The following is a 14,873-nucleotide window of genomic DNA, read 5'->3' as shown; positions in this document are numbered from 1 at the left end:
CCGACGTGTACGGTCGTCGTCAGGCGCTCCCAACTTCGATGGCTTTGACCACGAGCAGGCTCGCCCCGACGACGAGATAGCCACGCAAGGCCAGCATGCCTAGCCGAGTTCCGACCGACCAGGACACCAACTCTAACGAAGCTAATGGCGGCATCCGCCAGGTGGCGCGATCGGCGCTGGCTAAAGCGAGAGCGAACTGTTGTGGCACCGGTTTTTTCGGTCGCCGACGGCCAGACCTCCGTAGCGCATCGAAAACGGTTGCGGCGCATATAGCGAGACCGACGGTGAGGTCGGTGGCGAGTGAGACGATGTCGAGGCTGGGAAACACGGTCGTGGCCATTAGTACGCCCGAGAGCAACAACAGGACACTGACGATAAGCCTTGTTATCACGTTGAGATGCGGCCGGTTCACCCACGGGCCCAAGACTTCCCGGTCGTTGCATAACAGCCCCAAGAAGACAGTCGCGCTGGGCAGCAGCAATCCGGCCAGCGCTTGCACGCCGGTGGTGATCAATCCCAATGGCGCGCCGGGGATAAGCACGATCGCTGCGGCGATCACGACCATCCCGGTGTAGGACAGGTAAACGGCTTGGCGTCACCCAAGCCGCGGTGCAGCGAATGCTTGAGCCCGCACACATCCCCGAAGGCATAGCTGGTGCACAGGGTCACCGCAGCGGCCCCGATGATGGAGGCGTCGAGCAACACGATCGCGAACACCGACCCGAGGGTGGTGTCGATTTGGTCGAGCAGGTGCGCAACCGTGCCGGCGTCGGCGAAGCGCCCGCGGCTGGTGGTGGCCCGCGCGGCCCAGTCGCCGGTCATGATCAACGCCGCCGCACCGATCACTGCGACGAAGGCGCACAGCGTGGTGTCGGCGCGTTCGTAGCCGATGAAGCGCGGCGTGATGCGCTTATCGACAATGTTGGACTGCTGAAAGAACAGCTGCCACGGGGCTACCGTGGTGCCGACAATCGCGATGATCAACAGCACCGCGTCCGAGGTCACTCCGCCACTCATGCCGGGGAGGAACAGGGTTTCCGCGGCGCGCCCAGGGTCCGAGTAAGAAATCAACAGCATCGGAATTTGCAGCAGCGTGGTTCGACGAACACGGGCATTGCGCGTTCCCAGCGCCGGAAGCACTGCCGGTGGCCATGATGGCGATCAGCGTGAGCGCGGCGAACGGACGATCACATATCTTGGGATGCCGATGTAGTCGGCCGCCAGGGTGATGCCGATGAATTCGGTGACTAGTCAAAGAATTCAGCAGGAACAGGTCACCCACGGAGAACCAGCCCCAGCCGCGGCCGAACCTTTCATTGATCAGCCGGGCGTGTCCGACCCCGGTGACCGCACCGAGGCGGACCATCTCCTGGTTGACAATTAGGACCGGGGCTCAATAGCACGAGCACCCACGGCAGGCTGTAGCCGTAGTTCTGTCCGGCCTGCACGTAGGTCGAGACACCTCCGGCGTCGTTGTCGCCGACCATCACGATCAAGCCGGGACTCGATGATCGCCAACATGGTGGCTAGGCGCATTTTCCAGGCTGCGCGGACGGGCGATGTCGCTGAGGTTGATTCGGCCCAGTGCACCTTCGATGTCGCCGAGGTGAGCGCTGTCCAGCACCGGCGCTGTCGGTGGAGGCCATGTTGGAGCCGGCCGTTTGCACCATGAAGCCATGGGCGTTGGCCTGCTCGTAGATCACCTGGAAGTTGCGGCCCAGCTGGGTGATGAATTCCTGGCAGGCCACTGAGCCCGCGCCACCCCAGAAGTCGCCGGCGCGGAGCACATCGCGGATGATGGCCTGATGCTCGGCCTTCAGGGCGGTGGACATGGGCACGGATCAGCGTGCCATGGGCGTCGACATCGCCGAACGGGTAGCCGATCGTCATCGGTGTTTTCCTAACGGGTGAAAAGCGGCTATTTGCTCAGGATCTGCTGAGAGGCCTGCTCTTAAGCCTCGTAGTGGTTGGCGTCGCGGATCAGCCCGTCACGCACACCGTGCAGCATGTCGACGATGTTGAAAAACGCGGTGTTCATCTGGCCCATGGTGTCGTAGGAGGTGGCCTGAGCGGTCCCGCTCCATCCGACCCCGGCAATGTTTTGGCTGGATGCCCACACCTGGCGAGCCTCGTCCTCCACGGTATGGGCGTGCACATCGAAACGGCCCGGCATTGCCCGCATCCCATGCGGATCGGTTCTAAAACGCGTAGTCATTGGAATCTCTCCTTCATCGAAATTGTGGTGCGGTAGTACTGTGCTGGTCAGCACGGTTGGCAGCCTGAATGAATTGGCGGTCTTTCCCCGTTACCCAGCGGCGGGCCAGTGAGGCACCATGAGCGGGCGGATTAAGAACCGGGTATCTGCAGTGGTGGCACCGGTTGTCGCGCGCCCGGCCATAGCCGCCGGTGCGTAGCCGGGCATGCCGGTCCCGACCGCTGGAGGGGGGCTGAGCGGGGTGGCCCCCAAGACCGATGCGAGAGGGCTTGCCGGTGGGGCGGCCGCGGTCCAGCTGGACGGCACCGACAATGACCCAATCGACGGGGCCTGACCCAGGGCGGCAGATGCGCCGCCACCGGAACCCAGGTTCGCCAGACCCACGAGGCCTCCGAGTGGGCCGGCCGTCACAGCCTCTCCCATCGCGTTCCCAGCTGCGTCCCCGGCCGCACCGGCACCTAGCAAGCTCGTGAAGGCACCCACCGTGTTGCTGGGCATGTAGAACCCGGACGAGAAGATGGTGTTCCAGATATTCGCGTTGGGTCCAAATTCATTCCACCAGTCGAACCCAGAGCTCCCGGATCCAGACCCGGTCAGCTGGCCCAGGATTGCGGAAAGCCCTGACGTGGACGATGCAGTCGGCGATCCAAGCTGCTGGAGCGCGCCCGGCACCGCAGACGTCAACTGTGACAACGCTGTCTGCGTGCTAGCGGCACCGACTGTCGTGCCGGTGGCCTGGTTGACCGCAGCGGCCTGCATGGGCAGCGCACCGGGGTCGGTGTTCTGCGTCGGCACGGTGAACGACGGCACCTTGGTGGCTGCTGCCGACTGCGCGGCATAGCCATACATGACGGCGGCGTCTTGTGCCCACATCCCGCTGTAGTGGGCCTCGGTGGCCGCGATCGCCGGGGTGTTCTGCCCGAGCACGTTCGTCGCGACCAGCGACGCCAGCTGCGCACGGTTGGCCGCGATCACCGGCGGGGGCACCGTCATCGCAAACGCAGTCTCGTAGGCCACTGCGGCGGCCGTTGCCTGGTTTGCGGTCTGCTCAGCCTGTGCAGCAGTCGTGTTCATCCACGCTACATATGGCGCAGCGGCAGCGGCCATGGCCGTCGATCCCGGACCGCGCCAGCCTTCGCTGGTCAGATCCGAGATGACCGATCCGTAAGACGCAGCGTGCGAACGCAACTCGGCTGCCAGCCCGTTCCAGGCTGCTGCCGCGCTCAGCATCGACGCCGGTCCTGGGCCGGCGTACATTTTGGCGGAGTTGATCTCCGGCGGTAGCGCGCCGAAATCCATCATCACAGTCATTGCTACCCACTCCTTTAGCCGGTCGCGACGGTGTTGGCCGCCTCGGTGGTCGCGTATGAACCGGCACCGGCACCCAAGATGCGCACGAACAGGTCATGAACCGCGGTGGCCTGGGCGCTGACCGCCTGATAATTCGCGGCGTGGGCGCTGAATTGTGTTGCAGTCAGAGCGGATACCTCGTCGGCGGCAGCAGGAATGACGCGTGTAGTCGGCAGCGCCGCTGCGGTGTTCTGGGCGGCTAGGGCCGAGCCGATACAGTGCAAATTGTTGGCTGCTGCAGCCAGCATTTCTGGCTGTGTGGTCACAAAAGTCATCGGATTTCTCCTTCCGGAAAGCAGACTGAAGCTGCGGCTGTAGTCATGTCGAAGCACGCCAAAAGGACGCGCACTTACCAAACGAAGGCGTGCGTTGGTTTTAACCGAAGCGGCGCAAGCCGATTCAAATGATGGGAAGGATGCCGGGGCCGGATCTGAACGAAACGGTCATCGGACTCGGATAGGGACTATCACCGGGACTTATCTCGCTCTCACCTCCTCACGGCCAGGGCACACGGGGGTGCCGACACGGTGCACAATGGGATGAGGCGACCTGGCTGATTAACCAGCCGCGGCACCCCTCTCGTCAGAGCTTTGGCACTACACGGCGTATCCGGTTGTCCCGGAAGCCACTTGGGCTCAACCCTTAAGCCGGGAAGAGCTGTCCTGACCCTGGGCGTCTTTCGACGTTTAAGGTCAGTGGCCTATGTCCGTGCAGACGCCTCACCTAGCGAGGTGCATGCGGAGTTAATCCTGGCACTCGAAGGCGACGCCAGTCAACTCGGCAGCGAGATCTACAAAATCGGGGGCAGTCCCATCCGCCCGCGAAACACCCTTGGTACCTGAGCTAAGCGCGCCCGCGACACGGTGACCGTCGTGAGGCATGAGGAGTGGGGCTGACAGTTTCCCTATGCGGCCTTTACTGGCCGGTGTGGCCACGATTGCTTCGACAGTGATCAGGGTCAATCGGCCGAGGGCGATCTGGTGTCGGCGAAGGCGGGCTGGTGCGTTCAATCCGCGTGACGATGGCGGTCGGTCGCTGCTTGCTGGCCGTGCCCGGCGGCGATGGTCCAGGACATTTTCTGCAGCAGGCTGAAAACGGACTTATGACCGCGGGCACTTGCGAATTTATTGGTAGCAGTGCGGCCGACCCAAAATCAGGTTGCGTCCCGCGCAGTGGTGTAAGTCGGGCCGGCGATTCGTGGGGCTCTGCGTTTCAACTATGCCGTCAGTGCGGCTGGGACCACAACGTGTTGGTCGGGTTGGTCATTGGCGCGGTTGAGCAGGGCAAGGGTGGTTTCGGAGAGATAGCGTTTGTCGGCGACCTGCCATTCGTCATGGGCTTCGACGAGGACCGAGCCGGCGAGTCGGAGCAGGGCGGCCGGGTTGGGAACACCCCGACGACGTTGGTTCGACGCATGACCTCTTTATTCAACCGCTCCAATGGATTGGTCGACCAAACCTTTTCCAGTGCGGCACAGGGAAATTCGCGAACGCGGTGATGTCGTCGGCCGCCCCGCGCAGCATTGTTTCGACCTTGGGTAGCTGGCGTCCGAGCATGCCGGCGATGGTGTCAAGTTGCTCGCGGACTTGTTCGGCGGCGGGTTGGGCGAAGTTGGTGCGGACCGCCGCGGCGACCATCTCCGCGGAGCCCTTGGGCACCTGTGCCAGCACGTTGCGCAGGAAATGCACACAGCATCTTGGCCACGCCGCCCGAGCAGCACAGCCTCGTCGCGGCGCGCAAACCAGTGGGCATCAGAGATCACCAACTGCACCCCGGACAGGCGCATGACTTCAGCGACCGCAGAAAACGCCGTCCAGAAGGCGCCGTCCTCGCTGTCGCCGACCTCGAAAGTCCAGCTCCTCGCGGCGGCCGTCAGCAGCAACCCCGGTGGCGATCACCACCGCCTGGGACACCACCCGGTGATTGACTCGGGCCTTGCAGTAGGTGGCGTCGAGGAACACATACGGGAACCGCTGATCACTGAGAGGTCGGTCGCGAAACGCGCGACTTCGGTGTCCAGGTCGGCACAGATCCGCGATACCTCGCTTTTGGATATCCCCGCATCAGCTCTCAACGCTTTGACCAGTTCGTCGACCTTACGGGTCGAGGTGCCGTGCAGGTAGGCCTCCATGGCCACCGCGAACAGGCATTGATCGACCGGCGGCGTCGCTCCAACAATGCCGGAAGAACGACCCCGTGCGCAGATTCGGTGGCCGCCTTCGTGAGCGCTGAAACGCCTGGCTCCGGTGGCACGACGTGGCCGTTGTCTGGCCGCTGCATCGGTTCTGGTCCCGTTTGAAGGTATGCTTCTTAAGGTTCTATTAACAGCCGAGGCGATGTGGCAGCGCCGCGCAGCCCGACACTCGTCCTCACGACCTTCCCTCGCAGCTGTCGATTGACCGCAGACAACTAAGAATTTGCGCCTCATGGGACGGGAGCCGTGTGCGCGCCCACTGATGTGAGAACGAAAGGGATATGGCTAGACCCATGACAGAAATGGTTACCGGAAAAGCATTTCCGAATGTGGTCGTGACTGGGATGGCCATGACGACTGCGCTGGCGCCGGACATGGAAACCACGTGGAAGATGTTGCTCGACTCCCAAAGTGGTATTCGCGTCCTGGACGATCCGTTCGTCGAGCAGTTCGACCTGCCGGTTCGCATTGGTGGTCACTTGTTGGAGGAATTCGACAGCCAGTTGACGCGTGCCGAGCTGCGCCGGATGGGTTACCTGCAGCGGATGTCCACGGTTCTGACGCGCCGGGTGTGGGAGAACGCCGGTTCGCCGGAGGTGGACAGCAACCGCCTGATGGTGTCGGTCGGCACCGGATTGGGTTCCGCCGAGGAGATGGTGTTCAGCTACGACGACATGCGGGCTCGCGGAATCGAAGCGGTTTCGCCGTTCGCGGTGCAGAAGTACATGCCGGACGGGGCTGCGGCTGCCGTGGGCCTGGAGCGGCGCGCCAAGGCTGGCGTCAACACCTTCGTCTCGGCGTGTGCGTCCGGTTCAGAGGGCATCGCTCAGGCGTGGCGCAACATCGTCTTCGGTGAGGCTGACATCGCGATCTGCGGTGGGGTCGAAACGAAGATCGAGGCCGTTCCAATTGCCGCGTTCGCCCAGATGCGCATCGTGATGTCGACCAAGAACGACGACCCCGTGGGCGCCTGCCGCCCGTTCGACCGGGACCGGACCGGTTTCGTGTTCGGTGAAGCGGGTGCATTGATGGTCATCGAGACCGAGGAGCACGCCAAGGCGCGCGGGGCCAATATTCTGGCCCGCCTGATGGGCGCCAGCGTCACGTCCGACGGCTATCACATGGTGGCGCCTGACCCCAACGGGGAACGTGCTGGACATGCGATGAGCCGGGCGATTCAGCTTGCTGACCTCACGCCGGGCGACATCGACCACGTCAACGCCCACGCCACCGGCACCTCGATTGGTGACGTCGCCGAGGGTAGGGCCATCAACAACGCGCTGGGCAGCAACAAGCCGGCGGTGTACGCCCCGAAGGCGGCGCTGGGGCACTCGGTGGGCGCGGTCGGGGCCGTGGAATCCATCCTCACCGTGCTTGCGCTGCGCGACCAGGTCGTTCCGCCCACGCTGAACCTGGAGAACCTGGACCCGGAGATCGATCTGGACGTGGTGGCGGGTAAGCCGCGACCGGGCGAGTACAACTACGCGATCAACAACTCGTTCGGATTCGGCGGGCACAACGTGGCGCTGGCTTTCGGCCGGTATTAAACCCCGTCGAATTGCCCCCGAGCGGCCAGATCGGGAGCACAATCGAACTCACCTGATCGGCGGACGATGACTGGGTGAGGTTGCAATGAAGCGTCTGCGACTGCGCGGCTTACTGGCTGCGCTCGGCGTTATTTCAGCGGTCCTTCCGATGAGCGGAATCGCCGCACCGGCTATCAGCCGTGCCGACGACGATTGCGCTCCCGGCTGGGCCTGGAGCGTGGACTTGAACGAGTGTGTCTGGGTGCTCCCGGCCGCGAACGGCCCGGGAGGACCGGGGGGCCCCGGCGGGCCAGGGGGGCCCGGTGGCCCGGGTGGTCCCGGCGGTCCGGGTGGGCCCGACGGCCCCGGGCGACACTAGCCTTCAGCCGGCGGTGACGCGCTTCACAGCTGCGTCACAGCCACAGTGGTTAAACTGGCTAAGTATCCGCACTTTGACATTGGAGAACAGCCGTGCCACGCACAGACAATGACACCTGGGATCTAGCCACCAGCGTGGGTGCGACGGCGACCATGGTGGCTGCCGCGCGCGCCATCGCGAGCAACGCCGACAACGCCGTCATCAACGACCAATTCGCCGAACCGCTGGTGCGCGCCGTCGGCATCGACTTCTTCACTCGGTGGATCACCGGCGACCTGGCGGCCGCCGACGTCGACGACGAAGAATCCGGCTGGAAGCTCGAGCACATGCCCGACGCCATGGCCGCGCGCACCCGATTCTTCGACTCCTTCTTTGAAGACGCGGCGCGGGCAGGGGTGCGCCAGGCCGTCATCTTGGCCTCCGGTCTGGACGCCCGTGCCTACCGGCTGCCATGGCCGGCGGACATGACGGTGTTCGAGGTGGACCAGCCGCAGGTCATCGAGTTCAAAACGACCACGCTGCAGCGTCTTGGCGCCGCCCCCACAGCGGATCTGCGGACCGTCGCCATTGACCTGCGGCAGGACTGGCCGCGAGCCTTGGCGGACGCAGGCTTCGACAAGACCAAACCGACCGCCTGGATCGCCGAAGGTCTGCTCGGATATCTACCGCCGGACGCTCAGGATCGCCTGATGGACAACGTCACCGCGCTGAGCGCTCGGGGCAGCCGGCTGGCGGTTGAAGCCATCCCGGACCGGCCGGAGCAGGACACCGAAAAAGCCAAGGAGATGATGCGCCGGGCCACCGCGAAGTGGCGTGAGCACGGATTCGAGTTGGATTGGGAAGAACTCGGCTTCGAAGGCGAGCGCAGCGATGTTGCGGTTTACCTGGGCAACCTCGGGTGGCGAACCGACGGAACTCAGATGAGCCGCCTGCTGGCCGACAACAATCTTGCCGCGGTCCCGCAAGACAACGACTCCGTCTCGATGGCCGATACCATCTACTACTCCTCGGTACTGGGTGAATGACCGCACCACAGCGCCGCGTCCTCAATGACGCGGTCACCGGGCTGTTCAGTTTCTTGTCGCCGGCCTACGACTGGCCCGTCCTGCAGCAGTGGGTCTACCGGCCGCCGCACGACGAGGTAATCGCCCAGTTGCGCGCCCGCAACGCTCGCAAGATCGCTGACATAGCCTGCGGGACTGGCGTTTTCACGAGTCGCCTGGAGCGGGAACTGGATCCCGACGAGATCTACGGTGTGGACATGTCCGACGGTATGCTCAACCAGGCTCGGGCCAAATCCGCTAGGGTGCAATGGTTGCGGGCCCCTGCTGAGCAGTTGCCTTTCGACGATGCCGCGCTCGAAGCTGTCGTCACGACCTCGGCCTTCCACTTCTTCGACCAACCGGCGGCGTTGCGGGAGTTTCACCGCGTGTTGGCGCCCGGCGGAATGGTCGCCGTGGCCGCGCTCAGTACGCGTCAGGTGCTGCCCGTGGTCAGCAGGTGGAAACCCCAACACAACCCTTCGCCGGCCGAGATGCGGGCGATGTTCGAAGACGCCGGGTTCACCATCAGCGACCAACACCGCATTCCCCGTCCGGTGTGGACGCGAGTCATCGCGGACCTGATCACAGTCGGCGTCAAGAAGTAATACCTGGCTGGAATGCGGCTCAGAAGCCGGCGGCGAAGTGCTTGGCTATCAAGGCATTTGCCAGTGGATACTCCTGCAGTACCTGACACAGGACACCGGCGAGTTCACTGAGCATCATTTCGTCACCGCCGCGGCTGCGAATGAGGTCGGCCACCCATGCGGCGGTTTGCGGAATCAGGCGTTGGTCACCGGTGAGCAGGGTGGCCGAAACCGCATGCAGGATCTGATGCAAGACGTCGTCGGCGATGTCGAGCACGCTGTGCAAGGTGTCGGCCTGCGCGGTGGTGACCGCGGCCACCAGCGACCATCGCTCGCGCAGCATCGCCACCAGTCGGCGGTGATCCTCTCCCAGCGAAGCATGTTCGGCCGCAGCGGCGTCAGGCAACGGTGCGGCCGGCCCGACCACCGGGGGCAGCGCGTCCATCGCCGCAATGGCGCCGTAGGCGTCGTGGGCCCAGGCGGTGGCGCCCAGTGCGCGGGCGCGCACATCGTCGTCGCCGAAAGCCGGGCCGCCGACCAAGATTGGGACGCCGACCGCCGTGCTGGCCTCGATGAATCGACGACAAGTCGCGAGTGAACTCAGCACCGAGCAGCTCACCGCAACGGCATCGGGACCGAAATCCTGCAAGTGCTGGTTGAGCCGCAGGGGGTTGGTCGACGCACCCAAAAACGTTGTGTCCCAGCCTGCTGCGCGCAGTGCGCAGTTGATGATCATGCCCGGCAGCGCGTGCCATTCCCGCTCGGCACACGCAACGACAACGGTGCCGCGACTCACCGGAAGGCTCTCGATGTGTTCGGCGACGATGTTGGTCGCGGTGATCGCCATGGCGGTGGCGGCGTGTTCTTGTGCGACGGTCCATTCGCCGCGCTGCCATCGCCGACCCACCTCGCGCTGAGCGGCGGCGATGACGTCGGTGAGGACCGACACCGGTTCTGCGCCGCCCGTCAACATCTCCTGCATCAATCGGGTGACGGCCGACGTGTCACCTTTGGCCAGCGCCTCGTCGTAGAGCTGAAGCGGTGCAGCAGGGACAGTCACCTGCTGCATGTCACCGCGAGCAACGCCATGTCGTCGTGCGGGCGACCGTCGAGGTGTTCGATCACATCCTGCTCGACCACCTGACAGGTGACGTGGGGACCGGCGCTGGCATAGGCGGGAAGCAGATTCAGCAGTCGTTCGACGCCGTATTGGCCGTCGGGGCCCATGGCCTCGTCGATGCCGTCGGTGAACATCAGCATGGTGTCACCGGGGTCCAGTCGGATTGTCACCGGCTGATACTCGGCCTGGGCCAGCACTCCTACCGCGGCGCCGCGCACCTCGACTTGCTCGACGCGGCCGTCGGCGCGCACCAGTATTGGACCGGAGTGCCCGGCCGAAGCCAAATCCAGCTCCAGCCCGCCGCCGGCGAGCCTCATCCGGGCACAAACGACCGTCACCAATTGAACGATGCCCGGATCGCGCATCACGGTGTTCAACGCGCCCAGTACCGATTCCGGCCGGCGATCGAAATATGCTGCGGTGCGGATACTTTGGCGCATGCGGCCAGTCAGTGACGCGGCTTCGACGCCCTTGCCGCAGACGTCACCCAGGCATAGCGTCCAGTCACCGTCGGTGCCGTGTACGTCGTAGAAATCGCCGCCGATGTCGAGGTGTTCGGCTGCCGGCCGGTACAACGACGCCATGTCGACGCCGTCGATGTGTGGCAGTGACGGCGGCCGCAAGCTGTGCTGGAGCACCTCGGCGATCCTGGCGCGGTCTTCGTAAAGACGCGCGGAGTCCAGCGCGAGCGCGGCGCGTGCGGCGACGCGCTGGATGACGGCGACGGTGTCGTCGTCGAACCGGCGTCCCTCGCTGCGAACCAGGATCAGGGCACCCAGCGTCGTGCCACGGGCGGTGAGTCCGACGCCGAGCACGTCGGCCGGTCGAAGCGTTGCGGCTTCCTCCATCAGCCGCGGGTGCGGAATCAGTGCGCGCAGGCTGCGCTCGGTGTCGACGGACAAAGCGACGTGAACCAGCTCGGTGCGACCGGTCCGCAGCACCCGTCCCAAGCCCTGTGGGTCGATGACGCGGTGGGAAATGACCTCGTGGAAGCCGGTGTCGTCGCCACCGACAAGAAGCAACCCGCCTGTCTTGCTGTCCGGCAATACGACCATCGACCAATCGGCCAGTTGCGGCCGAATCAGCGTCAGCAGCAATAACGCGGTGCGACGGAGATTGAGCGAGCCCGAAAGCCCGTGACTTACCTTCTCCACCAGCTCGTCGCAGTCTTGAGGCGACAGCGCCGCTGGGGGTTCGATCTGGGTTACCTCCTGGTCGGCGGAGGTCTGCTTCAAGCGCACAGCACCACATTTCCCCGCCCGCAGGAGTGTCGGTTCTGTATTGCGGAACGGTTGGTCGGCGGTGGACGGTCCAACGGTCGCGCATCCGACGGAAGGCCTACTGAAGTTGCAACCGGACTTTGAGGGCTGGGACCTCAACCCGATAGCCAATCTACGCATCTTGATTGCGCTACGCCACCGCGCTGGCGCATGTCGCGTGATTGAACCGTTATTGCGTCGTGGGGCCGGTCATAAACGACCAAAGGAAAACGAACGCATCGCCGACCAGATGGCCGCGGCCCCCGGCTTGCAGGCTTTGGCCGACGTGGTCGACAACCTGGTCGACGCCGGGCAACCGCTGGCGACCGAACAGTAGCTATAAAGGTTGTTGACCCCGCCCACAGGGGCGGATCGCACCTCGCTAAATTTTGACGCGACGTCGGCGGAAGGAATGTCATGAACGCGCGTGTCGAGCAGTTGGAGTTCCAAGCTGAGGCACGACAACTGCTGGATTTGATGGTCCACTCGGTCTACTCCAACAAAGACTCGTTCCTGCGGGAGCTAATCTCCAACGCCTCGGATGCCCTGGACAAGGTCCGGCTGGAAGCACTGCGAAACAAAGAACTCGATGTCGACACTTCTGATTTGCACATTCAGATCGAGGTCGACAAGCCGGCGCGGACCCTGACGATCCGTGACAACGGCATCGGCATGACGCGCGACGAAGTCGTCGATCTCATTGGGACCCTGGCCAAGTCGGGAACCGCCGAACTGCGGCAGCAATTACGGGAGGCCAAGGGAGAAGGCGACTCCGAAGAGCTGATCGGGCAATTCGGCATCGGGTTTTATTCCTCGTTCATGGTGGCCGACAAGGTCGAACTGCTCACCCGCAAAGCCGGTGAGAGCGAAGCCACCCGCTGGGAATCCAGCGGTGCAGGCACCTACACCATCGAATCCGTGGAGGACGCCCCTCAGGGCACGTCGGTCACCTTGCACCTCAAGCCCGAAGACGCCGAGGACGAACTGCACGACTACACCTCAGAGTGGAAGATCAAGAGCCTGGTCAAGCAGTACTCCGACTTCATCTCCTGGCCCATCCGGATGGAGGTCGAACGCCGGACCCCGCCGGCCGAAGAGGGTGGTGAAGAAGTCGTCACCCTGGAGACCGAGACCCTCAACTCGATGAAGGCGCTGTGGGCCAGACCCAAAGAAGAGGTCTCCGACGAGGAGTACAAGGAGTTCTACAAGCACATCGCGCATGCCTGGGACGACCCACTCGAGGTCATCGCGATGCGGGCCGAGGGCACGTTCGAGTACCAGGCGTTGCTGTTCATTCCGTCCCACGCCCCGTTCGACTTATTCAACCGGGACGTCAAGGTCGGTGTGCAGCTGTATGTCAAGCGGGTGTTCATCATGGGCGACTGCGACCAGCTCATGCCGGAATACCTGCGCTTCGTCAAAGGCGTCGTCGACGCACAAGACCTGTCCCTCAACGTGTCTCGTGAGATCCTGCAGCAGGATCGCCAGATCAACGCGATCCGTCGCCGGCTGACCAAGAAGGTCTTGTCCACCATCAAAGACATCCAGTCCGAGCGGCCCGATGACTACCGCACCTTCTGGACGCAGTTCGGCCGGGTCCTCAAGGAAGGCTTGCTGTCGGACTTCGACAACCAGGACACCCTGCTGCGCGTCGCCTCCTTCGCGTCCACGCACAGCGAGGAAGAGCCCACCACGCTGGCCGAGTACGTCGAACGGATGAAGGAGGGGCAAACCCAGATCTTCTATGCCACCGGCGAGTCACGTCAGCAACTGCTCAAGTCGCCGCACCTGGAAGCGTTCAAGGCCAAGGGGTATGAGGTGCTGCTGCTGACGGATCCGGTCGACGAGGTCTGGGTTGGTGTAGTCAACGAGTTCGACGGCAAACCGCTGCAGTCGGTGGCCAAAGGCGAGGTCGACCTGGGCGCCGACGAAGACAAGAGCCAAGCCGAGCGCGAAGAGCAGGAGAAGGAGTTCGCCGATCTGCTGGCCTGGCTGAAGGACACGCTGAGCGAGCACGTCAAGGAAGTGCGGTTGTCCAGCCGGCTGACCGAGTCACCGGCCTGCTTGATCACCGACGCCTTCGGCATCACCCCGGCGCTGGCGCGCCTGTACCGGGCTTCCGGGCAAGAGGTTCCGGTTGGTAAGCGGATCTTGGAACTCAACCCGACGCATCCGCTGGTGACCGGTCTGCGCCAGGCGCATCAGGACCGCAGCGACGACCCTTCGGTTGCGGAGACCGCCGAGTTGCTCTATGGCACAGCACTTCTCGCTGAGGGTGGCGCGCTCGAGGATCCGGCGCGGTTCGCGGAGTTACTCGCCGATCGGTTGGCTCGCACGGTCTAGAAAAAGCGACGACCTTGCCGCCACGCCGGACAGCTGGCGCCATCGCGTGGATTGCGGCGGCATCTGGCTTCCTCATTCTGGAGGCCATGTCAGCGCACGCGGTGCCGGCGTACAGCTACGTGCACGACTACATCAGCTCGTTGGGTGTGCCGGCCCGCTCGCCGCGAGCTGGGATGATGAATGCGGCGTTTGCCGTGCAGGGCGTCCTGCTGCTTCTGGGCGCGCTGCTGCTGGCCGGAGCAAGCCGACACACCCGGCTGTTCGTCGGTCTGGTCGCACTCAACACCGTCGGAAATGTCGTCGTGGCGGCGGTGCACAGCGGGTCACCACTGCACGGGTGGGGCGCGCTGCTGGCCATCGCCGGTGGGAACGCGGCGATCCTGGCTGGGGCGCGGTGTGTGCCCCAACTTTTCGAGGCGCGGTGGTATCGCGTCTTATCTCAGTGCGTCGCCGCTCTCGGATTCGTCGGCCTGGTGTTGTTTGTTGTCGGTGCCTCGGGCAGGACCAGCGTGCCGTGGGTCGGAATTTGGGAACGTCTCAGCGTCTACTCGATCCTGCTTTGGCAGGCGCTATCTGCGGTGTTCGCCCTGCTTTCGGCCGGCCGCGGCGATTGAAAGCGGCGAGGACGGGATAAACATGTTAGATGCCGGAATTTCGAGCTATCTCGCCCCGGGGCGAGATTGTTGCGACGCAGAACTTCGAGTGCGCGGAGGAGGCTCACACCTGGTTCATGTCCGTCGCCGACCATGCCGAGCGCGGTTGGCGAATGCAGGTCAGTGACGAGGGTCAGTGGGCGTTCTTCGATGACACCGGCGGCTTCACCGCGCCAGCGAGCCGCCATCTGTGAAGCACCATTGAGG

At 64.0% G+C, this 14,873-nt stretch carries 12 protein-coding genes, 3 pseudogenes and 1 riboswitch; of the genes and pseudogenes, 7 read left to right on the top strand and 8 right to left on the bottom strand.

What is annotated here, in order from left to right; all coding sequences use genetic code 11:
* Positions 1-19 precede the first annotated feature (19 nt).
* The 6 genes and pseudogenes from I2456_RS28535 to I2456_RS16415 form a co-directional block, all read right to left on the bottom strand.
* A pseudogene (locus tag I2456_RS28535) lies at positions 20-1,678 on the bottom strand (NRAMP family divalent metal transporter).
* A pseudogene (locus I2456_RS16435) lies at positions 1,626-1,890 on the bottom strand (WXG100 family type VII secretion target); the annotation flags it as partial. The pseudogenes I2456_RS16435 and I2456_RS28535, both read right to left, overlap by 53 nt.
* Positions 1,891-1,951: 61 nt before the next feature.
* Positions 1,952-2,215, bottom strand: a complete 264-nt coding sequence (locus I2456_RS16430) for a WXG100 family type VII secretion target (protein WP_085074619.1) — start codon at positions 2,213-2,215, stop codon at positions 1,952-1,954.
* A 90-nt stretch (positions 2,216-2,305) separates the two neighbouring features.
* Positions 2,306-3,526: a PPE family protein gene (locus I2456_RS16425; protein ID WP_085074618.1), complete on the bottom strand. Its 1,221-nt coding sequence runs from the start codon at positions 3,524-3,526 to the stop codon at positions 2,306-2,308.
* A 14-nt stretch (positions 3,527-3,540) separates the two neighbouring features.
* A complete protein-coding gene (locus I2456_RS16420; protein WP_085074617.1) occupies positions 3,541-3,840 on the bottom strand; it encodes a PE family protein in 300 nt (99 codons plus the stop codon).
* Positions 3,841-4,132: 292 nt separating this feature from the next.
* A riboswitch (M-box (ykoK) riboswitch) is annotated at positions 4,133-4,303 on the bottom strand.
* A 478-nt stretch (positions 4,304-4,781) separates the two neighbouring features.
* A pseudogene (locus tag I2456_RS16415) lies at positions 4,782-5,781 on the bottom strand (IS256 family transposase); the annotation flags it as partial.
* Between the two features lie 271 nt (positions 5,782-6,052).
* On the opposite strand from I2456_RS16415, the gene kasB reads away from it, so the two are divergent.
* From kasB to I2456_RS16400, 3 genes are all read left to right on the top strand, one after another.
* The gene (gene kasB / locus I2456_RS16410; protein WP_068027095.1) at positions 6,053-7,306 is read left to right on the top strand and encodes a 3-oxoacyl-ACP synthase KasB; all 1,254 of its coding nucleotides are present in this window, start codon (positions 6,053-6,055) and stop codon (positions 7,304-7,306) included.
* A 510-nt stretch (positions 7,307-7,816) separates the two neighbouring features.
* Positions 7,817-8,689 (top strand): SAM-dependent methyltransferase, encoded by an 873-nt coding sequence (locus I2456_RS16405; RefSeq protein WP_276052219.1) that lies wholly within the window; start codon positions 7,817-7,819, stop codon positions 8,687-8,689.
* Positions 8,686-9,312: a class I SAM-dependent methyltransferase gene (locus I2456_RS16400; RefSeq protein WP_085074615.1), complete on the top strand. Its 627-nt coding sequence runs from the start codon at positions 8,686-8,688 to the stop codon at positions 9,310-9,312. Before I2456_RS16405 ends, I2456_RS16400 begins: the two co-directional genes overlap by 4 nt.
* A gap of 19 nt (positions 9,313-9,331) precedes the next feature.
* Here I2456_RS16400 and I2456_RS16395 read toward each other — a convergent pair whose 3' ends face one another.
* Both I2456_RS16395 and I2456_RS16390 read right to left on the bottom strand, forming a co-directional pair.
* Positions 9,332-10,351 carry a cobalamin B12-binding domain-containing protein gene (locus tag I2456_RS16395; RefSeq protein WP_241007732.1) on the bottom strand — a complete coding sequence of 340 codons (1,020 nt, stop codon included), beginning with the start codon at positions 10,349-10,351 and terminating at the stop codon, positions 9,332-9,334.
* Complete coding sequence (locus tag I2456_RS16390; RefSeq protein ID WP_241007731.1) at positions 10,348-11,652, bottom strand: PP2C family protein-serine/threonine phosphatase; 1,305 nt, start codon at positions 11,650-11,652, stop codon at positions 10,348-10,350. The genes I2456_RS16395 and I2456_RS16390 overlap by 4 nt, the downstream gene beginning before the upstream one ends.
* A 61-nt stretch (positions 11,653-11,713) precedes the next feature.
* On the opposite strand from I2456_RS16390, the gene I2456_RS16385 reads away from it, so the two are divergent.
* The 4 genes from I2456_RS16385 (at position 11,714) to I2456_RS16370 (ending at position 14,860) form a co-directional block, all read left to right on the top strand.
* Positions 11,714-12,007 carry a hypothetical protein gene (locus I2456_RS16385; RefSeq protein WP_163703874.1) on the top strand — a complete coding sequence of 98 codons (294 nt, stop codon included), beginning with the start codon at positions 11,714-11,716 and terminating at the stop codon, positions 12,005-12,007.
* A gap of 80 nt (positions 12,008-12,087) precedes the next feature.
* Complete coding sequence (gene htpG, locus I2456_RS16380; protein WP_068157910.1) at positions 12,088-14,013, top strand: molecular chaperone HtpG; 1,926 nt, start codon at positions 12,088-12,090, stop codon at positions 14,011-14,013.
* Between the two features lie 86 nt (positions 14,014-14,099).
* The gene (locus I2456_RS16375) at positions 14,100-14,627 is read left to right on the top strand and encodes a DUF998 domain-containing protein (protein WP_085074612.1); all 528 of its coding nucleotides are present in this window, start codon (positions 14,100-14,102) and stop codon (positions 14,625-14,627) included.
* A 29-nt stretch (positions 14,628-14,656) separates the two neighbouring features.
* Positions 14,657-14,860 carry a hypothetical protein gene (locus I2456_RS16370; RefSeq protein WP_068027077.1) on the top strand — a complete coding sequence of 68 codons (204 nt, stop codon included), beginning with the start codon at positions 14,657-14,659 and terminating at the stop codon, positions 14,858-14,860.
* Positions 14,861-14,873: the final 13 nt, after the last annotated feature.

Origin of the sequence: Mycobacterium kubicae (assembly GCF_015689175.1) — a bacterium.
GTDB lineage: Bacteria > Actinomycetota > Actinomycetes > Mycobacteriales > Mycobacteriaceae > Mycobacterium > Mycobacterium kubicae.
This window is presented reverse-complemented; position numbering and strand designations above follow the sequence as displayed.